The organism is Gemmata sp., from assembly GCF_051859125.1.
Classification (GTDB): Bacteria; Planctomycetota; Planctomycetia; order Gemmatales; family Gemmataceae; genus Gemmata.
The window spans coordinates 31,451-51,063 of record NZ_JBHYGG010000241.1 but is presented as its reverse complement, the minus strand read 5'-3'; the positions used below and the strand labels follow the sequence as shown (position 1 = coordinate 51,063).

Genomic DNA, 19,613 nt, shown 5'->3' with positions numbered 1-19,613 from the left:
GTACCGCGGTCACGCCTTGAACTGCGGTTGGAAGTCGGCGATGGCGGCGTTGAGCTTGGCCGCCACGTCGTCGGTGATCTTCTTCTCCTTCGCCAGCAGCGCCCGCACCTCGGTCCGCTGCTCCTTCATGAACTTGAGGAACTGGTCCTCCCACGCCTTCACCTTCGGCCGCTCGACCTTGTCGAGTGCGCCCGAGTTGCCGGCGAAGATGATCATGATCTGGTCGATGACGTTGAGCGGGCGGTATTGGCCCTGCTTCAGGATCTCGACCATCCGCTGGCCGCGGTCGAGCTGCCGCTGCGTGGCGGGGTCGAGGTCGGTGCCGAGCTGGGCGAACGCTTCGAGTTCGCGGAACTGGGCGAGCGTCAGCTTCAGGCCGCCGGCGACCCGCTTGTCCTTCATCGCGCCGATCTGGGCGTTGCCGCCGACGCGGGACACCGAGATGCCGACGTCCACGGCCGGCAGGATGCCCGCGTTCTTCAGGTCGGGCTGGAGGTAGATCTGCCCGTCGGTGATGGAGATCACGTTCGTCGGGATGTACGCCGAGACCTCGCCCTCCAGGGTCTCGATGATCGGCAGGGCGGTCAGCGAGCCGCCGGTGCCGGCGACCTTGGCGATCTTCCCGCCGGGGAAGTGCTTCAGGTCGTGCTCGGCCTGGGCCCTGCCGCCGAGTTCGGCCGGGCCGACGTAGACCATGCCCGCGTCGCCCGGGCCGCGGCGCTCGCCCGGCTTCGCCTTCTTGTTGATGCCCCAGTGGGCGTCGGCCCCGGTCGCGTCGGTGTGGCCGTCGAGGATGACCCAGTGCTCGGCCAGCTTGGCGCTCCGCTCGAGCAGGCGGCTGTGGCAGTAGAACACGTCGCCGGGGTACGCCTCGCGGCCCGGGGGCCGGCGGACGAGGAGCGAGAGCTGGCGGTACGCGGCGGCCTGCTTCGACAGGTCGTCGTACACGCACAGGGTGTCGCGGCCCTGCTCGTACATGAAGTACTCGGCCATCGCCGTGCCCGCGTACGGGGCGATGTACTGGAGCGGGGCCGAGTCGGCGGCCGAGGCGACGACGACGATGGTGTACTCCATCGCGCCGGCCTTCCGCAGCAACTCGACCACGCCGGCGACCTTCGACTCCATCTGCCCGCACGCCACGTACACGCAGATGACGTCTTCTTCCTTCTGGTTGATGATCGTGTCGATCGCGATCGCCGTCTTGCCGGTCTTCCGGTCGCCGATGATGAGTTCCCGCTGGCCGCGGCCGATCGGGGTCATGGCGTCGATGGCCTTGATCCCGGTCTGGAGCGGCTGCTTCACCGGCTGCCGCTGCACGATGCCGGCGGCCGGGCTCTCGAGCGGCCGGCGCTTGTCGGAGACGATCGGCCCCTTGCCGTCGAGCGGGTTGCCGAGCGGGTCCACGACGCGGCCGATGAGGCCGGGGCCGACCGGCACCGACAGCAGCTGGCCCGTGGTGCGGACCTCCATCCCCTCGCGGACCTTCAGGTAGTCGCCGAGGATGATGACGGAGACGGACGCCTCTTCGAGGTTGAACGCCAGCCCCTTGACGTCGGCGCCCGGGAAGTCCACGAGTTCGCCGGCCATGACCTGCGACAGGCCGTAGCACCGGGCGATCCCGTCGCCGACCTCGAGCACCTGACCCACCTCACGCGACTCGACCTTGCGGTCGTAGTCGGTGATCTGCTTGGTCAGCACGCTGATGATTTCGCCGGCATTGAATTTAGAGGACATAGCTGCTGCCCTTGTCGAGCAAGAGAGTTCGGAGGTTGTTGAGTCGCGAGCGCACCGACGAGTCGATGACCCGGTCGCCGATCTGGACGACCATCCCGCCGATCAGGGCCGGGTCCACCCGGACCGCCAGGACGGGCTGCTGCTTGAGCGCGGCGGCGAGCGTTGCGGTCAGCTTCTCGCGCTGCGCGGCCGTCAGTTCGCTGGCCGCCGTGACCTTCACCCGGACCCGGCCGGCCCGGTCGTCGAGCAACTGGCGGTACGCGGCGGCGACCCCGCCGAGGAGGTCGAGCCGGCCGTTGGTGGTGAGCACGGTCACCAGCCCGCGGAACAGGTCCGAGGCGTTGCCCGGCAGGGCTGCCTGGAGCGCGGCGGCCTTGGCCCGCTTCCCGACCGCGGGGCTGGCGAGGAACGCGGCGACGCTCGGGCTCTCGCCCAGCACGCCGGCCACGAAGTCGCCCAGTTCGACCCCGAGGGCGTCGACGACCGCGGGGCCGTCGGGCTGGGCGGCGGCGGCGGCGATCAGCGCCTCGGCGTACACCTTGGCCAGCCGGGACTTGATCGACCCGGCTTCCAGGACGGTTTCGCGCGCGTGCGGTGCGTTGGCCATTGTTGTCTCGGTTCCCCGGCTAACCCGGTCGTCAGGCCTTGCTCGTGACGCCCTTCAACTCGGCGATCGACTCGTCGAGCAGGCGGCGGTGGTCCTCCGCCGTGATGTTCCGCTGGAGGGCCTTCTCGGAGATCAGCGCGGCGAGCGCGACGGCCTGCCCGTAGATCTCCTTGAGGGCGGCGTCCCGGGCGGCCTCGATCTCGCGGCGGGCGCGAGCCCGCTCGTCGGCCGCGTCCTTCACGCCGGCCTCGCGCTCGGTGGTGCGGAGCGCGTCGGCGTCGCGGCGGGCCTCGTCGAGCACTTCCTTGGCCTTGAGGGCGGCGGCGTCGAGGTCGGCCTTCGCCTTCACGAGCGCTTCCAGAGCCTCGGCCCGGTCCCGCTTGGCCTGCTCGCGCTCGCCGAGGATCGTCGCCTCGCGCTTCTCGAGCCCCTGCTTGATGCCGGGCCACGCGAACACGTAGAGGATGGCCAGCAGGAGGCCGAACACCACGAGGGTGTAGACGCCCAGGTCCCACCGCTTGATGCCGGTGAAGTCGAGGCCGCTCTTCTCTTCGCCGTGGCCGGCCGCCGCGAGCACGGGGTCGGCGAGGCCGAGCACGACCAGGGCCGCCAGCGCGAAGAACAGGTGTGAGGTCGAGATTCGCATGGGGGAGTTCCGTCGGCGTCGGAGGCGAGAACCCACACGCCCGCCCGTCGCGACGGGCGGGCGCGAGCCGCGATCACAGGAAGACGAGGGCCAGGCACAGCACGAGGGCGATGATCCCGGCCCCTTCGATCAGGCCGGCGAGGATGAACATCGCGCCCTGGATGGCCCCGGCCTGCTCCGGCTGGCGGGCGATGCCGCCCAGCGCGGCGTAGCCGACGATGCCGATCCCGACGCCGATCCCAATGATCGCCAGGCCCATCCCGATCCCGGCCCCGATGCCGACGTACGGCCCCGAACCCTCGGCGGCGAACAGCGGCGTCGCGGTGGCGAGAACCCCGAGCAGGGCAACAAGCAGGAAGTTGGCGAGGCGCATCGTCGGAACCCTCCAAAGTCAGGTTTAGTTCGTCAGGGCAATTCGGAATTCGCAGTGCGGAGTTCGGGTCGCGGGCACGCTGCCCCAACCCAATCCACCGCCGTCAACACTTCGCTCTGTTGTCTCTGATTCCGCACTCCGCATTTCAATCAGTGCGGCGGGTGCTTGGCGAGGCCGATGAACACCGCGGTCAGGAACGTGAAGATGAACGCCTGGAGGCCCGCGATGAACAGCTCCAGCAGGCTCAGGGCGGTCACCAGCGCCACGCTGAACGGCATCACGCCCCAGAAGACCCACGGGTTCTCCTTCGCGAACGGGACCTGGTAGGCCGGGTCGCTCACGAGCGCGATGAAGAACAGGATCATGAACAGAACGGTGTGCCCGGCCAGCATATTGGCGAACAACCGCACGGCCAACACGCCGACGCGGATGAACGCCGTGGCGTACTCGAGGATCGCCATGCCGAACATGATGGCGAACCCCATCAGCTTCATCGGCAGCCCGCCCTCGAGCTCGATGTGCGGGATGAACGTCTTCAGGTACCCGCCGAACCCGTTCGACGCGACGCCCGACACGTGGATCACCAGGAAGCTCACCAGTGCCAGCGCGGCGGTCACCGGGATCGCCGCCGTGGGCGACCCGAGGAACGGCACCATGCCGATCAGGTTCATCGCGAAGATGAACAGGAACAGGGTCGCGAGGTACGGCAGGTAGGCGTTCGCGTCGTGCTCGCCGACGCCCGGCCGCACGATCTTGTCGCGGATGAAGAACAGCAGGCTCTCCAACAGGTTCCACAGCTTGCCCGTGGGCGGGTCGCCGTCCCGCATCATCTCCGACAGGTAGATCATCGCGGCCGCCACGACCAGCGCGCTCACCGTAATCAGGATGATGAACTTGAGCGGGAACCCCTCGTACTCGAGGTCCTCGATGACCGCCCCGGCCGTCGGCAGGATCTCGATGTGGTTCGAATCGACGACGTGCGCGAACGGGTCGATCTTCGCCTTCTCGTGCTTCTCGTCGGCGTGCTTGGCGTGCGGCGCGGGGGCCGGTTCGGCGTGCGCCGGTGCGGCAGCGCTGGCGGCACCCGCGGCCACAACGGCACCGAGGGCGGCGAGCAAAACGAGGGTCGGACGAAGTCTCGGCATCGCTTTACCTTCTCGCTTTTGCCATCATCTCGGTACCGATGAGCGCCAACTCCACGGTCAGCGTCGTCAGGTACAGTCCGAGCACCCAGCCCATGAACACCAGCGGTTCGCCGCGGAACGCACCGCCGCCCGCGACCAGCAACAACACCGCCCCGCCGAACCCCACCGCGACCCGCAGGAACATCCCGGCCGCCATCGCCAGAACCGGCCCATAGACCAGAACCCGCCCCGACCGGAACGCTAACCGCAGCGTCACCATGCCGACGGGCACCGTCAGGGCGACCGCCGCGGCCGCGAACTTCCCGTGCTGTGGGCCGCGCCACTGTGCCAGTGGTGCGGCGACCGCGACCGCGAGTAACACGGGGACACACAACATGATCGCGAGCCGCCGCGTCACGCCCCGCCCCCGGTCCCGCCCGTCGCCCCGCCGCCCGGCTTCGGCCGCTTTCTCGCCATCACCTTTGCCATCTGCGTCAGGTGGAAGAAAGACGCAACCAACCCCAGCAGCGTCAGACCGATCGTGAACCCCGGCATCGTTCCGAGGTAGTAATCGAGGATCAGGCCGATGACCGAGAACGTCGCCATCTCGGAACCTGCCATCAGGAAGCCGAGTGGCATGTTCGGGCCGCGGTTCGGCTCATTGGCTGGCGGCCCCGCGGACATTGTCTGGGTCCGTGAGCAAGGGCGATCCTAGTGTGGCGGAACGAAGGCGTATTGTGCTTGGTCAACAGGCGAAGTCAACGGGCATCTCGTGAAAAAAATCACAAGGTTACAACACGCGTCGCAAGACCTAATGAGGTATAGACTAACGCAATCTCCACCGACGCGATGAATTTTCGACGCGGGACACGATCCGCCGCGCCCGCGGCCGTTGATCGGACTGAAATGGAGCCCCGCTGCACAGACCGAGTGCAGGGAGGGCGGCTTCAGCGAATCGCGAGAATGCGGCTCGGCAACGCTCTGACGGCGGCGACAGGACGGGAATCTTTGGCACCGCCAATTCAGGTCGTACCGCCTTCGGGTGCGGCCAACTCCCCGCGAACTGCCAAATCGCGTTGACACACCGCGGCCGAAAAAATTAGTATGGAGGTATCGACGGGGTTGTCAGTTACGTCGGATGCTGAGTGAGTCGTTCCGCGGCCCTGCCCCACACCCACTGCAAGAACGCGGGGGGTCTCTCGACCGCACCGCTCCACCGGGTGTTTTGACACCTTGGGCCGGCCGAATGTTGGTGCATGCAATATAATGGCCGGAATGTCCGCCGGGGCGGAGGCTCACTCCCCTTGCGTGGACGGATTCCGGAACCGCCAGGAAGGCCACAGTTTCCGCACGGACGCACCGTGTCCGTCACCGTCCCGTGTGCGTCACCGACGCGAGGGAGTGGCTTCCCGATGAGTAACGCTGGCGTGCTAAACGATCGGCCCAAAACCGAACTTGCCAAGTTGGCCAGTCGGCGCGGCATCCGCGGCTGGGAGTCGATGAACAAGGGGGAGTTGGTGAAGGCTCTTTCCCGTCCTGGTGCTTCCAAGCCCGCGGCCAAGCCGTCGCGGCCGACCCCGACCATCAAGCCCGCCAAGCCCGCCGCCCGGGCCACCACCAAGCCGGTCGCGAAGCCGGCGGCGGTCCCGCTCCCCAAGCCGGCCGCGAAGTCGGCCGCCAAGGTGACGCGGCCCGCCCCGAAGCCCGCGGCGGCCCCGACCGCCTCGCGGATCGCCGGGCACGTCGGCCCCACCAACGGAGCCGCGAAGCCCGCGGCCGCGAAGTCGGCCGCGACCAAGCCCGAGGCCGGCAAGAACGGGTCCGCCAAGCCCGTCGCCAAGGCGCTCCCCGTCGGGGGCCCGAGCAAGGACCGCATCTTCATCGCCGTCCCCGACCCGCACTGGCTCCACGTCATCTGGGAGCTGACCGCGCAGTCCGTGCAGCGGGCCGAGGCCGCGCTCAAGCAGGACTGGTACGGGGCGAAGCTCATCATCCGCCTGTCCGACGTGACCAGCCACGACACGACGAGCACGTCGGAGACCCCGATCCGCGACATCGTGATCGAGGGCGACTGCAACACGTGGTACATCAACGTGTCGCAGCCGCCGCGCCAGTACCGGGCCGACATCGGGTACGTGTCCCGCCGCGGCGACTTCTTCCCGCTCGCGAAGTCGAACGTCGCCACGCCGCCGAAGGCCGGCAGCTCGGAGGCGCTCGACCCGGCCTGGAACCTCGGCGACGCCAAGCAGGCCGAGCGCACGCTGGCCCGCTCGTCGGGGTTCGAGTCGGCCGGGAACCCCGAGCTGCGCGAGTACTTCGAGGAGCGGCTCAAGCGGTCCCTCGGCGCGCCGAAGGAGACCGGGTTCGGCAGCGGCGCGACCCCGCCGGGCAGCATGAAGAAGTTCTTCTTCGACATTGATGCCCGCCTCGTCGTCTACGGCCGCACCGACCCGACCGCCCACCTGACCCTCGGCAACGACCCCGTGTCGCTCAAGCCGGACGGCACGTTCGCGATGTGGTTCAGCCTCCCGGACAGCCGGCAGATCATCCCCGCCGTCGCCACCTCGTCCGACGGCGTCGAGGAGCGGACCATTGTGCTCGCCGTCGAGCGCAACACGAAGTACCTCGACCCGATGATCCACGACCACATGAACGACGTGTAACCCGCTTCGCGGGGAGCACGAAATTCGAAGCACGAAATCCGAAAGGAAGACCCCCGTTTCGGGTTGTCCTTTCGGATTTCGTGCTTCGAATTTCGAATTTTCCCACCATGCTCGATCTCCTCTTCCCCCTTGACGAGCCCGAAACCCCGCCCGGCGAGTTCGTCCTGGTTCGCGTCAGCCGCCGGGCGATGGCCACGACGTTCGAGGTCGCGGTCCCCGTCGGTGCCCACCCCGAGCCCGTCGCTGCCGCGGCCGCCGCCCTCGACCTCATCGACGACCTCGAAGACCAGATGACCGTGTACCGCGACTCCTCCGAGGTGGCGCGGCTCAACGCTTCCGCGGCCGACGCTCCGGTCGAAGTCGAGGAGCAGTTGTTCGACCTGTTCGAGCGGTGCGCCGGCTGGACGCACGAGACCGACGGCGCGTTCGACGTTGCGACCGGGGCGATCACCAAGGCGTGGGGGTTCTTCGGGCGTGGGGGCCGCGTGCCGACGCCGCCGGAGCGGATCGCCGCGATGCGCCGCACCGGGTTCCGGCACGTCGTCCTGAACCCGGACGCCCGCACCGTGAAGTTCCGCGTGCCGGGGCTGGAGCTGAACCTCGGCGCAGTGGGCAAGGGGTACGCGCTCGACCGGGCCGCTTCGCTGCTCCGCGAGTCGGGTGTGAAGTCCGCCCTGCTCCACGGCGGCGGCAGCAGCGTGTACGCGATCGGGCACCCACCCGGCGACCCGCGGGGCTGGCCGGTGCGGCTGCGGCACCCGACGGACACTCGGGCGGGTCTGGGCACCGTATACTTGCGGAATCAGGGACTCGGAACGTCAGCGGCCACGTTCCAGTTCTTCGAATATAAAGGCCAGAAGCTCGGGCACCTACTCGACCCGCGGCTCGGCTGGCCGGCCCGCGGCGTGCAAAGCGCCTCGGTCGTGGCGCCCACGGCGGCCGAGGCCGACGCGATGTCCACGGCCGCGTTCGTCCTCGGCGTCGCCGGGACCGAGCGGTTGCTGCGGCTGAAGCCCAACCTCGCCGCGGTGGTGCTGCCCGACGCGAGCGCCGCCCCGGCAACGTTCAACTTCCGTCCGGACTCGTTCACCCCCGCAACCGCGGACCGACCCACATGAACTCTCCCATCCCGCTCGGCGTCCTCTACGCGGGGCTCGCGGGCACGCTCCTGGCCCTGATCGTTGCGACCGCCCAGCAGAAGTGGTCGTGCAAGGTGTTCTTCCTCCTGGCGCTGCGGCTCGCCATCGGCTGGCACTTCATGTTCGAGGGGTTCCACAAGATCCACTCGACGCACACCGGGCCGACCGAGACGAACCGGCCGTTCACGAGCGAGCCGTACTTCAAGGTCGCCCCCGGCCCGATCGGCGAGAAGATGCGGAAGAACTTCGGCGACCCGGCCGCGGTGATCGACGCGAAGGTGAGGGCCCCGCAGAGCATCAAGCCCGAGGCGTTCGCCAAGCTGAGCGACGCCGATCAGGCCGCCGCGTGCCCGGCCGCGGTCGCGGCGGAGTTCGACGGCCCCGCCTTCGCCGAGAAGGCCGAGGTGGCCGTGAAGGCCGAGGCCGCGAAGGACCGCGAGGCCGCCGAGAGCGCCGAGAAAAAGGCGCTGGAGGCCGCGAAGACCGACGAGGACCGGGCGAAGATCAAGGCCAACGCCGACGAGGCCCGTGCCGCGGCCCAGAAGAAGGACGCCGAGGCGAAGGCGATCGCGGCGAAGCGGATCGTCGAGGCGAAGGCCGCGTACGCCCGGTGGGTGTACGGCGTGGACGGCCGCGAGACCAAGATCAAGGTCATCACCGGGGCCGTGGCCCTCACCGCCCCGCAGCGGCTCGAGCACATCGACTGGCTGCGGTCGCAGGTGACCGACGTGCAGAACCGCACCGCGGCGGGGCTCGGCAACGGGTACGGGATGGAGTCGAAGCGCGGCTCCGAGGTCCGCATGGACTACGTCGCCGGCGAGACCGAGCTGGCCAAGGACGCCGAGGCGTTCGTCCTCGAACTCCAGAAGTCGATCGGCGACAACGTCGCGCCCGAGGCCGCACCCGCCAAGTCGGTCGGCCAGACGCTCGACACGTTCACGATGTGGTTCCTGGTGGTCACCGGGGCGTGCCTGATGGGCGGGCTCCTCACGCGGTTCTTCTGCGTCATGGGGGCGGGGTTCCTGGTGATGACGTACCTGGCGCACCCGGCGTTCCCGTGGTACCCGCTGCCGCCGAACACCGAGGGCAACCCGGTGTTCATCAACAAGAACATCATCGAGTGCCTCGCGCTGCTCGCGCTCGCGTGCCTGCCGACCGGCCGCTGGCTCGGCCTCGACGCGCTGCTGTACCGCGTGTGCTGCGGCCGCGAGACGACGGAGCCGACCGTCGCGACCGCACCGGCGAAGGTGTGACGTGGTCGGGCAGGCATTCGTGCCTGCCTCCCGGCGCCTCACGAGGCAGGCACGAATGCCTGCCCCACCAGAATAGACACAACCGGCAGCGCTCGCCCGAACCCGATTTCCGCTTCCCAAACACCCGCACACCGCACCACAATAAAGACTCACCCTCCCGGAGTGGTTTCATGGCTCTCGACCTGACCCCCGAACAGAAGGCCACCGGCAAGGCCAACTTCGAGCAGGCCGCCGGCGACCTCGCCCGCGCCGGCAAGATGAACACGATGGCCGTCGGCGGCACGCCCGTCCGCGAGGGCGACAAGCCCGCGCCCCCGCCCGACCGCCGCGACTTCCTCAAGGTCGGCCTCGCGGCCGGGGCCGTGGTGCCGGTGTCGGCCGCGGTGTACTACGGCTACCAGTCGTGGAAGGGGAACAAGGCGGTCCGCACGGCGCTGATCGGCACCGGCGACGAGGGCGGCGTCCTCATCGGCGACCACAACCCCGAGTTCAACGAGTTCGTCGCGGTGTGCGACGTCCGCCCGTCGAACCTCGACCGCATCTTCGACGGCGAGCCGGCCGGCCCGCGGAAGGGGCTCAACAAGATCTACGGCAAGGACACGGCCGCGAAGATCGCCAGGTACGACGACGTCGAGAAGCTCCTGGCCGACAAGAGCAAGCTCGGCCTCGAAGCGGTCGTCATCGCGACCCCGCTCAACACGCACGACGTGATCGCCAAGAAGTGCATGGACGCCGGGCTGCACGTCCTGTGCGAGAAGCTGATGGCCCGGACCATTGGCAAGTGCAAGGGCATGACGCAGTACGCCAAGGAGAAGGGGCTGCTCCTCTCCGTCGGGCACCAGCGGCACTACAGCACCCTCTACGCCCAGGCGCTGGAGGTCATCAACGCCGGGGTGCTCGGCGACATCAAGCACATCCGGGCACAGTGGCCGCGGAACAACTCGTTCCTGTTCTCCGCGACCGAGGCCGAGAAGGCCAAGTTCGCCCCGGGGTTCGACCTGCCGTACTTCCGCGACGGGTGGTGCAAGCCGATCCTCAAGCAGGACGCCGACGCGCTGTCGCCCGAGAGGCTCCAGCAGCTCGCGTTCGGCGATGTGGACCAGTACGGGTTCAAGGACGTGAAGGAACTCGTGCGGTGGCGGCTCTACGACAAGACCGGCGGCGGCTTGATGGCCGAACTCGGCAGCCACCAGCTCGACGCCTCGTCGATCATCCTCGGCCACGTCCACCCGCTCGCGGTCAGCGGCATCGGCGGGAAGTTCTTCTACGGACCGGGCCGCAACGACCGCGAGAGCGACGACGGCGTGTTCGTGACCTACGAGTTCCCCGGCCCGACGCACCCCAAGGGCGCGAAGAAGGGGACGAACGAGAACGACATCGTGATCGTGACGTACTCGTCGTTCAACACGAACAGCTTCGAGGACTACGGCGAGTGCGTCATGGGCAGCCGCGGCACCATGATCCTGTCGAAGGAGGCCGAGGTGTACCTGTACAAGGAGCCGGAGCCGGGCAAGAAGGACAGCGGCGGCCGCGACACGAAGGTGACCGTTGGCACCGGCGGCAAGGATGGCCCGGCGCTGGTGTCGACGAGCACCTGGGGCGGTGGCGGCGGGGCCGCGATCAGCAAGGCCCCCGGCGCGGGGGCGTGGGACAGCGCCGTCCGCGGCTACCGGACCGAGATGGAGCACTTCGCGTACTGCCTGCGGCGGTGGCAGGAGCTGAAGCAGCCGGTGAGCTACGAGAAGGACAAGGACGGGCACCTGAAGCACGCCGACATCATCCCCCGGTGCCACGGCGAGGTGGCGATGGCCGACGCGATCCTCGCGCTGACCGGCAACATGGCGATGGCGAAGAAGGAGCGGATCGTGTTCGAGGAGGACTGGTTCAAGACCGAGTCCCCCGAGGTGCCCGAGACCAAGCACGCCTCGAAGAAGGCGTAAAGACGAGACCAACCACAGAGGCACAGAGACACAGAGAAGACAAGAGAGCAGAGTTCTTTGAACAGTACTCGCCTCTTCTTGTCTTCTCTGTGTCTCTGTGCCTCTGTGGTTAATCCTTCTTTTCTGTCCCAAGCGGCGCGATGCGGATGTTGCGGAATAGCAAATCCGTCGTCGGGTCGTGGCCCTGGATCGAGATCGGCCCCTTCGCCGCACGGTAGCCCTGCCGCGGGTTCTCGCTCTCCTTGCGGTCGTCGGTCCAGTCCACGGTCTGGTAGCCGTTCACCCACGTCGCGATGTGCTTCCCGTCGGCGACCACCGTCATCGTGAACCACTCCTTGTCGTTGCTCACCACCTTGCGAGACGCGACCCGGCGGTAGATCGCGCCGGTGCCGAAGTCCTTCGGCTTGGTGCGGTCGTTGTCGAGGTAGCTGTTCTGCACCTGCGTCTCGTACCCGTTCTGGTACTGCCCCGGGATGCACCGGAAGAAGAACCCGCTGTTGAGCCCCTCGCCGAGCGTCTTGCACTCGAATTGCAGGACGAAGTTGTCGAACTCCTTCTCGGTAACGAGGTCGCCGGGACCGTTCTTGACCGACAGCTCGCCGTCCTTGGTCACCTCGAACTTCGACGCCATCCGCTTCGGGTCGGCCCCGTTCACCTTCCACCCGTCGATGGTCTTGCCGTCGAACAGCTTGGTGCTTGCTGCGGCGTGGCTGATTCTGATGTGTCGAAGTTGGACCACGGTCCCGGCCGGCACCGTTACTTTCGGCCGGGTCAAAGCACCGTCCGCGAACGCACTGAGAGCCGATTTGCCTTTGAGCGGAGCGTTCTCAGATTTCGAATTGAGAGAGAGCCGCGCTTGCTTATCGTCGGGCACGTCGCTCGCGTGCTTGATTTCGAGCGCGACGAACTCCGCGGGTAGGGCCGTGTTGCACGTTGCGGTCGTCGCCTTGGTGCCGCCCAACACCAGCCACCCGTCCTTAACCGTTACCTCCCCTTCGATCGTCCACCCGAACGTCGTCTCGCCATCGAACAACAGGAGCCAGCCGTCGGCGATCTCCTTCGGCGTCAGGGTGTTCTGCTTCGGCTTGTCGTCGGCACGGGCAGACGCCGCGAACAGCAGGATCACGCAGGCGGCAGCGGTCGCGAGTCGCATCGGGTGGTCTCCGGAAGGGTGGGATCAGTGTAGTCGGGCTGTGACCGCCGTCCGACGCTCAAAATGTGGGTGCGGTGAGGATTTGGGATGGCCCCTGTGGGAGACGCGGGTAGGCTGGGAGGTGCGTCGCTCGGACGACGTTTATACTGCCCATTCTCCTGCGAGGTGCGCCATGTCGCTCCGGCGTCGCGCGTTCACACTCATTGAGCTGCTGGTGGTGATCGCCATTATCGCGATCCTGATCGGGCTGCTCCTCCCCGCCGTGCAGAAGGTCCGCGAGGCCGCCGCCCGGCTCCAGTGCCAGAACAACCAGAAGCAGATCGGCGTCGCGTGCCACGCCTACCACGACTCGGTCGGCAACCTGCCGCCGTGCGTTCTTCTCAATGCCTCGGTCACCGACCCGACCCGCTTCGGGCAGAACTTCGGCCCGAACTGGGCCGTGCTGATCCTCCCGTACATCGAGCAGGGGAACCTGTACTCGCAGGTCTCGGCGAGCATCCAGGCCTACCCGACTACACTTGCAGAGGCCGGGTGGCGGGCGATCGTCGGCACGCGCATCAAGACCTACCTGTGCCCGTCCGATGTCGGGGGCGAGATCGCCTGCACGCGGGCCAGTAACAACTGGGCGCGCGGCAACTACGGCGGCAACGCCGGGCCGGGGATGTTCTGGTTCACTACTCGCTCTGTCGGGGACGCCAGCGCCGCAGCCATCCTCGACTCCGGCGGGGGCAAGTACGGCGACAACAGCCCAAACTTCAGCGGGGCCGGCGGGTACCCGATGCTCCAATACCCTGGTGGCGGCGTTCTGGTCGTGAACAACGGCATCAAGTTGCTCGCGATCACCGACGGCACTTCGTCCACGATCATGGTCGACGAGTTGCGGATCGGGCCGTCGGCGAACGACCTTCGCGGGACGTGGGCAATGGGCCAGTGCGGCGCGAGCATCTCGGCCGGCAACGGCCGCGGTGACAGCCCCGGCCCGAACATCTCGCAGAGCGGGCAGGACGATATCGACGGCGGCGACGACGAGCCCAAAATCGGGATGGGTGCCTGCGGCGCGGTCCTTGGGTGCGGGAGCCAACAGGTGACGGCGAAGAGCAAGCACACCGGCGGGGTGAACACACTGTTCGGCGACGGGAGCATCCGGTTCATCCGCGACGGCGTCGACCAGCGCACGTGGTTCCTGCTCCACAGCCGGAACGACGGCCAGGTCATCTCCGCGGACTACTAACCGGAGGGACGCCGTGCGCCGCATCGTTCCCTGTGCATACTTCGCAGTCGCACTCGCCGTGATCTTCGCCGGGTGCGGCCCCGACGCCTCGCGGATCACGGGCCGGGTACTCGACAACGGGCAGCCCGTCGCCGTGCCGGGTTCGGGCGCCCCGCAGTCGGTCGTGTTTGAGTCGGTCAGCGCAGACGGGGCGACCGCGACGGGCCGGATGTACTCGGCCGCACTCGGTGCCGACGGGACGTTCGAACTGGTCGCCGCGGGCGGATCGGTCCCGCCGGGTTCGTACCGCGTCTCGTTCGACGTCACACTCCCCGGCAATGACGGCGAGAAGTTCAAGCGGTTCCGCGGCCCGGGCTCGCCACTCCGCCGCGAGCTGAAGCCGGGGTCGAACGACCTCACGATCGACCTCGCAAAGCCCGAGGGCTGAGGTGCCCGTCGCCACCGGCATCAGAAACCCACCCTTCCGGGTGGGTTTCAGCATTTTTGCGGCACTTTCCACATTTTCGCGTGTTGACTCATTTGCGTCTTGTCGTCGAATGTGGTTAGATAAGCCTTCCCGCCAGCGCTTGTCCCTTTTGCGCCCCTGCTAGCGCGACGCTTTGCCCTCACCCGCCAACCCTCCCGAGCCAGCCCGTATGAGCACGATCGTTGAGAACGACGCGGCGATGATCGAGAAACTCCGCGAGGCCCACCAGAAGCTCAAGAAGGAGATCGGGAAGATCATCATCGGGCAGGAGAAGGTGCTCGACGAACTGCTCATGGCCATCTTCTGCCGCAGCCACGCCCTGCTCATGGGCGTGCCCGGCCTCGCCAAGACCCTCATGGTCTCGACGCTCGCGCAGGCGCTCGACCTCAGCTTCAAGCGGATCCAGTTCACCCCGGACCTGATGCCGTCGGACATCACCGGTTCCGAGGTCATCCAGGACGACCCGGTGACCCGCGAGCGGATGTTCAAGTTCATGGCCGGGCCGATCTTCGCGAACATCGTGCTGGCCGACGAGATCAACCGGACCCCGCCCAAGACGCAGGCCGCGCTCCTCGAAGCGATGCAGGAGCGGAAGACCAGCATCGGCGGCGTCGACCACCCGATGAAGGCCCCGTTCTTCGTGCTCGCGACGCAGAACCCGATCGAGCAGGAAGGGACCTACCCGCTCCCCGAGGCCCAGCTCGACCGGTTCCTGTTCCTCATCAAGGTCGACTACCCGACCGACGCCGAGGAGGAGCAGATCATGCGGATCGGCACGTCGGACACGAAGACGACGGTGTCGCCGGTGCTGTCGGGCGAGGACATCATCGGGCTCCAGCAGATCGTGCGGCGGGTGCCGGTGTCGGACAAGATCTTCCAGTTCGCCAAGAAGATCACGCGTCTGAGCCGGCCGGGGACGCCCGAGGCGGCCGACTTCGTGCAGAAGTGGTTCACGTGGGGCGCGGGGCCGCGGGCCAGCATGAACCTGATCCTCGCCGCCAAGGCCCACGCCCTGCTCCGCGGGTCGAACCACGTGGCCGGCGACGACGTGGTCGCGGTCGCGACGCCGATCCTCCGGCACCGCATCATCCTGAACTTCGCCGCCCAGAGCGAGGGCATCACCATCGACCAGGTCATCAAGGACCTGATCAAGGCGGCGGCAAAGGCGACCTCGACCTGAGGTGCCGTTTCGAGTTTTCTTCTTCAGCCGCGGAGCGGCGGCGGACGGTAGCCAGGGGTGGAGCGAGTCCTCGAGCGCAACCCCTGGTCCCCGGCCAATACGGATCGCAGCCCCAGAGGGGCGACAGAGACGACGGGTGTTCTCCGTTCGCCTCGGACCAGGGGTTTGCCCGCACGCGGGCCGCACCCCTGGCTACCATCGGTCGCCCCTCCGGGGCTCAAACACCGGCCCCGCGGAGCGGCGAGAGATCCCATGCCGAACTACCTCGAACCCGACATCCTCGCCCGCGCCGAGTCCCTGGGCATGAAGGCCCGCCAGGTCGTCGAGGGGCTGCGGGTCGGCGACCACAAGAGCCCGTTCAAGGGGTTCTCCGTCGAGTTCGTCCAGCACCGCGAGTACGTCCCCGGGGACGACATCCGGCACATCGACTGGAAGAGCTACGGCCGCAGCGAGCGGTACACGATCAAGCAGTACGAGCAGGAAACCAACTTCAGTTGCCACGTCCTGCTCGACGCGTCCAACTCGATGCGGTACGGGTCCGGGGCCACGAACAAGCTCGAGTACGCCAAGCTCCTCGCCGCGTCGCTCGCGTACCTCGTGATCCGCCAGCGCGACACGGTGAGCCTCCGGGTGTTCAACACCCGGGTCGTCACCGAGCTGCCCCAGAGCAGCCAGATGGGGCACATCAACACCATCACCCGCACGCTCGAGGCGCTGGAGCCCAGCGAGGGCACCAACCTCGGGCCGATGCTCGACCAGGTCGCCGAGCGCACCGGCCGCCGCGGCATCGTCGTGCTGATCTCGGACTGCCTCGAGGAACTCGAACCGACGCTCGCCGGGCTCCGCCAGATGCGGTTCCGCGGGCACGAGGTGATCCTGTTCCACGTCCTGCACCCGGACGAGGTGAACTTCCCGCTCGACGGCAACATCCGGTTCGTCGGTCTGGAGGGGTTCGAGGAGCTGATGACGCGGCCGCACCTGCTCCGCCCGTCGTACCTGAAGATCGTCCAGAAGTACCTCGCCGACATCCGCCGCGGGTGCGACGGCAGCGGCGTCGACTACATGCAACTGCTCACCGACCGGCCGCTGTCGAACGCGCTGGCCGAGTACCTCGTGCGCCGGCTGCAGGCGGGCCGCCGATGAGTGACCCCGTTAAAGGCGAGCAGCCGGGAGCAGGGGGCGCGATCCCCCCCAGCCGGCCCGAAGCGCCGCCACCCTCTCCCGCAAGGGGTGAGGGCAAGAACCAGCGCAAGCGCCGCTGGCTCGTGGTCGGCTCGCTCGGCCTGCTCGTGGCGGTTGGGGCGTGGTACTTCCTGATCCGCACGACCGAGCCGCGGAACGACGGCGAGCGGTTCCAGGGCGACTGGCAGATCGCCGTCGCCGGGCGGAACACGCCCAACGCGGTGACCGTCGCCGGGGACCGCTGGGAGAACCTCGGCGGCAAGGCGTACCGGCTGACGCTCAACGAGGCCGCCGACCCGCGCGAGATCGACCTGGAGTTGATCGACGCGCCGAAGATGACCGGCCCCGCGGTGAAGTTGCACGGCGTCTATGCGTTCGAGGGCAACGCGACCGTGCGGATGCGGCTCGCCCCCGGCACGCAGCCGCGGCCGAAGTCGCTCGACGCCGCCGACGCCTCCGAGTGGGTGCTGACCCGCGTGAAACTGCAAGAGGCTCCCGGACCCGGACGGTGAACCTGGCTCGGGTATGGCTGCCAGGGGTTGACACCCCTGGCTATTGACGGTGACCCCGTTGGGGTCAAGAACCCGATTGCAGCCCCGAAGGGGCGACCGTTAATAGCCAGGGGTGTCAACCCCTGGAGCGCGATCGTTAATAGCCAGGGGTGTCAACCCCTGGTGACTTTCAGGGCTCCCCGCGATGACGTTCCTGGCTCCGATGATGTTGGCGGGTGCGGCGGCGGTGTCCGTCCCGGTCGCGCTCCACTTCTTCTACCGCGCCCGGCACACGCCGCTTCCGTGGGGGCCGATGCGGTTCCTCAAGGAGGCCATCGAGCAGACGAGCCGCCGGCTCAAGTTCCAGGAGGTCATCCTGCTCCTGCTGCGGTGCCTCGCCATCTGCCTCGTGGCGCTCGCGATCGCGCGGCCGGGGGCCGAGAACGCGGCGCTGTCGAGCCGCGGCGACCCGGTGGACGCGGTGTTCGTCATCGACACGTCGTTCAGCATGGGCGCCCGCGACGGCGAGAAGACGCGACTGGAGCGCGCCAAGGAGGCCGCCATCGCGGTCATCGACACGCTCCCCGCGAACTCGTCGGTGCAGGTGATTAGCTGCGCCGACCGCGCCGCGCTCGTCGGCCCGGTCCAGAAGATGAACATGGACCAGGCCCGCCAGGCGGTCGGCTCGGTGCAGATCACCAGCTTGTCGTCGGACCTGCTCCCCGGGCTCTCCGAGGCGCTCGCGGTCGCGAAGGCCGGCACCGCCGGGGCCAAGGAGGTGTACGTCTTCACCGACCTCCAGAAGGAAGCGTTCGAGCGGCAGCAGGGGGCCGTGCGGGCGAAGTGCGAGGAGATCAAGGCGGCCGGGAACCTCGTGTTCGTCCGGTGCGGGGACGTGAACCGGAAGATCCCGAACGTAGCCGTCGAGGACGTCACCTGGCACACCGAGAGCATCCCGCACACCCGCACCCGCATCCCGTTCGTCGTCACCCTGCGGAACACCAGTTCCGAGCCAATCAAGGGGGTGGACGTGTCCCTCGAACTCGACGGCAAGGCGGTCGAGAAGGACGCCGTGCGGGTCGAGCAGATCGACCCGGACCAGACGTTCCCGGTCAGCCTCACCGGGAGCCTCGACCGGGCCGGCGTCAGCGTCGTCGGCGTGCGGATCAAGAACGACGACGTGCCCGGCGACGACGTGTTCTACAAGACCATCCTCGTGCGTGACAAGGTCCGCGTGCTGCTGGTCAACGGCACCCCGACGCCCGAGAACCCGACCGGCTCGGGGGACCACTTCGTCCGCACCGCGCTGAACCCCGCGAAGGTGCCCGAGTACTACATCGAGACCGAGACCGTCGCCGCCAACGAGGCGAGCCCCAAGAACCTCGACGGTACCGACATCGTCTACCTGCTCAACGCCCCGGTCCGCGAGGCCGCCGACCCGATCGCCGGCATGTCGGCCGACTTCACGCTCGCACTCGACAAGTTCGTGCAGAGCGGCGGCGGGCTCGTCGTCGCGCCCGGCGACCAGGTGACCGCGGAGGCGTACAATGCGGTGCTCGGCAGCGGCGGGTCGAAGCTGCTCCCGTTCGACCTCGGGAAGATCCTCAGCGCGACGGAAACGTCGCCGTTCCACCCGGCGTCCGACACGGTGGACGAGGCGTCGTTCCTGAACAAGTTCCGCGTTGCCCCCTACGCCCAGGCGCTTCAAGCGGTGTCGCTGTTCCGCCTGTTCGGCGTCTCAGAAGCCGGCGCGAACGGCCGCGTGCTGGTCCGCACGACGAGCGGGCTGCCGTACGTCGCCTCGAAGGTGGTCGGCGGCGGCGAGGTGGTGCTGGTCACCAGTTCGCTCGACGAGACGTGGGGGAACTTCTCGTCCGACCCCGGGTCGTTCCAGGTGCCGCTGGCGGTGTTCACCGTCACGCACCTGACGGGCCGCAAGGAGGCCGGCGGCACGGCGGTCGCCGGCACCGCCCTCGTGTACAACCCGCCGCCCGAACTCGGCAGCGCGTTCGAGTTGGTGCAGCCGTCGCCGGGCGGCGACAAGCTCCGCCCGCGGGTGAAACTGGAGGCGGTCGAGGCCGACGGCCGCCGCGCCGTCACCGCGACCGACACGCTGCTCGCGGGCGTGTACCACATCGTCCCGGTCGGCAAGGCCGACGACAGCGGGGCCGTGTTCACGGTGAACCCGGACCTGCGCGAGTCGCGGAAGTTGACCCCCGCGACCGACGACGACATCGAAGGGTGGCTCGGGTTCCGCCCGGCGGTCGTGCAGGCCGGGGCCGGCACCGACGCCGCGGTCACGCAACTCCGCACCCGCAGCGAATGGACCGAGTACGTCCTGCTCGCGCTGCTCGTGCTGTTGGTGGCGGAATCGGCCTGGGCGTGGGTGTGCGGCCGCGCGTGGTAACGTTCTCCAAGCCCTCGCGTCGCG

At 68.2% G+C, this 19,613-nt stretch carries 18 protein-coding genes; 10 read left to right on the top strand and 8 right to left on the bottom strand.

Going from position 1 to position 19,613, the window contains the following annotated elements:
* Positions 1-9 precede the first annotated feature (9 nt).
* The 7 genes from atpA to ACTIGN_RS19700 form a co-directional block, all read right to left on the bottom strand.
* Entirely contained in the window at positions 10-1,734 is a 1,725-nt protein-coding gene (atpA, locus tag ACTIGN_RS19730; protein WP_439626952.1) for a F0F1 ATP synthase subunit alpha, read from the bottom strand.
* Positions 1,724-2,341 carry an ATP synthase F1 subunit delta gene (atpH, locus tag ACTIGN_RS19725; RefSeq protein WP_439626950.1) on the bottom strand — a complete coding sequence of 206 codons (618 nt, stop codon included), beginning with the start codon at positions 2,339-2,341 and terminating at the stop codon, positions 1,724-1,726. Before atpH ends, atpA begins: the two co-directional genes overlap by 11 nt.
* 31 nt (positions 2,342-2,372) lie before the next feature.
* The gene (locus tag ACTIGN_RS19720; RefSeq protein ID WP_439626948.1) at positions 2,373-2,987 is read right to left on the bottom strand and encodes a F0F1 ATP synthase subunit B family protein; all 615 of its coding nucleotides are present in this window, start codon (positions 2,985-2,987) and stop codon (positions 2,373-2,375) included.
* A 73-nt stretch (positions 2,988-3,060) separates the two neighbouring features.
* Positions 3,061-3,360: an ATP synthase F0 subunit C gene (gene atpE, locus ACTIGN_RS19715; protein WP_439626946.1), complete on the bottom strand. Its 300-nt coding sequence runs from the start codon at positions 3,358-3,360 to the stop codon at positions 3,061-3,063.
* A 149-nt stretch (positions 3,361-3,509) separates the two neighbouring features.
* Positions 3,510-4,505, bottom strand: coding sequence for a F0F1 ATP synthase subunit A (gene atpB / locus ACTIGN_RS19710; RefSeq protein ID WP_439626944.1), 996 nt, complete (start codon positions 4,503-4,505; stop codon positions 3,510-3,512).
* A 4-nt stretch (positions 4,506-4,509) separates the two neighbouring features.
* Positions 4,510-4,902 (bottom strand): hypothetical protein, encoded by a 393-nt coding sequence (locus ACTIGN_RS19705; protein ID WP_439626942.1) that lies wholly within the window; start codon positions 4,900-4,902, stop codon positions 4,510-4,512.
* Complete coding sequence (locus ACTIGN_RS19700; protein ID WP_439626940.1) at positions 4,899-5,123, bottom strand: AtpZ/AtpI family protein; 225 nt, start codon at positions 5,121-5,123, stop codon at positions 4,899-4,901. The genes ACTIGN_RS19705 and ACTIGN_RS19700 overlap by 4 nt, the downstream gene beginning before the upstream one ends.
* 824 nt (positions 5,124-5,947) lie before the next feature.
* Between ACTIGN_RS19700 and ACTIGN_RS19695 the strand changes: the two genes are divergently transcribed.
* From ACTIGN_RS19695 to ACTIGN_RS19680, 4 genes are all read left to right on the top strand, one after another.
* Positions 5,948-7,147, top strand: coding sequence for a DUF4912 domain-containing protein (locus ACTIGN_RS19695; protein WP_439626938.1), 1,200 nt, complete (start codon positions 5,948-5,950; stop codon positions 7,145-7,147).
* Positions 7,148-7,254: 107 nt separating this feature from the next.
* Positions 7,255-8,265, top strand: a complete 1,011-nt coding sequence (locus tag ACTIGN_RS19690; protein ID WP_439626936.1) for an FAD:protein FMN transferase — start codon at positions 7,255-7,257, stop codon at positions 8,263-8,265.
* Entirely contained in the window at positions 8,262-9,539 is a 1,278-nt protein-coding gene (locus tag ACTIGN_RS19685; protein WP_439626934.1) for a hypothetical protein, read from the top strand. The genes ACTIGN_RS19690 and ACTIGN_RS19685 overlap by 4 nt, the downstream gene beginning before the upstream one ends.
* 170 nt (positions 9,540-9,709) lie before the next feature.
* Complete coding sequence (locus ACTIGN_RS19680; RefSeq protein WP_439626932.1) at positions 9,710-11,479, top strand: Gfo/Idh/MocA family protein; 1,770 nt, start codon at positions 9,710-9,712, stop codon at positions 11,477-11,479.
* 109 nt (positions 11,480-11,588) lie between these two features.
* On the opposite strand, the gene ACTIGN_RS19675 is transcribed toward ACTIGN_RS19680, so the two are convergent.
* Positions 11,589-12,632 carry a 3-keto-disaccharide hydrolase gene (locus ACTIGN_RS19675; RefSeq protein ID WP_439626930.1) on the bottom strand — a complete coding sequence of 348 codons (1,044 nt, stop codon included), beginning with the start codon at positions 12,630-12,632 and terminating at the stop codon, positions 11,589-11,591.
* 172 nt (positions 12,633-12,804) lie between these two features.
* Here ACTIGN_RS19675 and ACTIGN_RS19670 point away from each other — a divergent pair, with 172 nt between their 5' ends.
* From ACTIGN_RS19670 to ACTIGN_RS19645, 6 genes are all read left to right on the top strand, one after another.
* Positions 12,805-13,863, top strand: a complete 1,059-nt coding sequence (locus ACTIGN_RS19670) for a DUF1559 domain-containing protein (protein ID WP_439626928.1) — start codon at positions 12,805-12,807, stop codon at positions 13,861-13,863.
* A gap of 13 nt (positions 13,864-13,876) precedes the next feature.
* Positions 13,877-14,290, top strand: a complete 414-nt coding sequence (locus tag ACTIGN_RS19665) for a carboxypeptidase-like regulatory domain-containing protein (RefSeq protein WP_439626926.1) — start codon at positions 13,877-13,879, stop codon at positions 14,288-14,290.
* Positions 14,291-14,498: 208 nt separating this feature from the next.
* Positions 14,499-15,509, top strand: a complete 1,011-nt coding sequence (locus ACTIGN_RS19660) for an AAA family ATPase (protein ID WP_439626924.1) — start codon at positions 14,499-14,501, stop codon at positions 15,507-15,509.
* Positions 15,510-15,761: 252 nt separating this feature from the next.
* Positions 15,762-16,652 carry a DUF58 domain-containing protein gene (locus ACTIGN_RS19655; RefSeq protein WP_439626922.1) on the top strand — a complete coding sequence of 297 codons (891 nt, stop codon included), beginning with the start codon at positions 15,762-15,764 and terminating at the stop codon, positions 16,650-16,652.
* Positions 16,649-17,203 (top strand): hypothetical protein, encoded by a 555-nt coding sequence (locus ACTIGN_RS19650; protein WP_439626920.1) that lies wholly within the window; start codon positions 16,649-16,651, stop codon positions 17,201-17,203. The genes ACTIGN_RS19655 and ACTIGN_RS19650 overlap by 4 nt, the downstream gene beginning before the upstream one ends.
* Positions 17,204-17,387: 184 nt before the next feature.
* Entirely contained in the window at positions 17,388-19,589 is a 2,202-nt protein-coding gene (locus ACTIGN_RS19645; protein WP_439626918.1) for a BatA domain-containing protein, read from the top strand.
* Positions 19,590-19,613 lie beyond the last annotated feature (24 nt).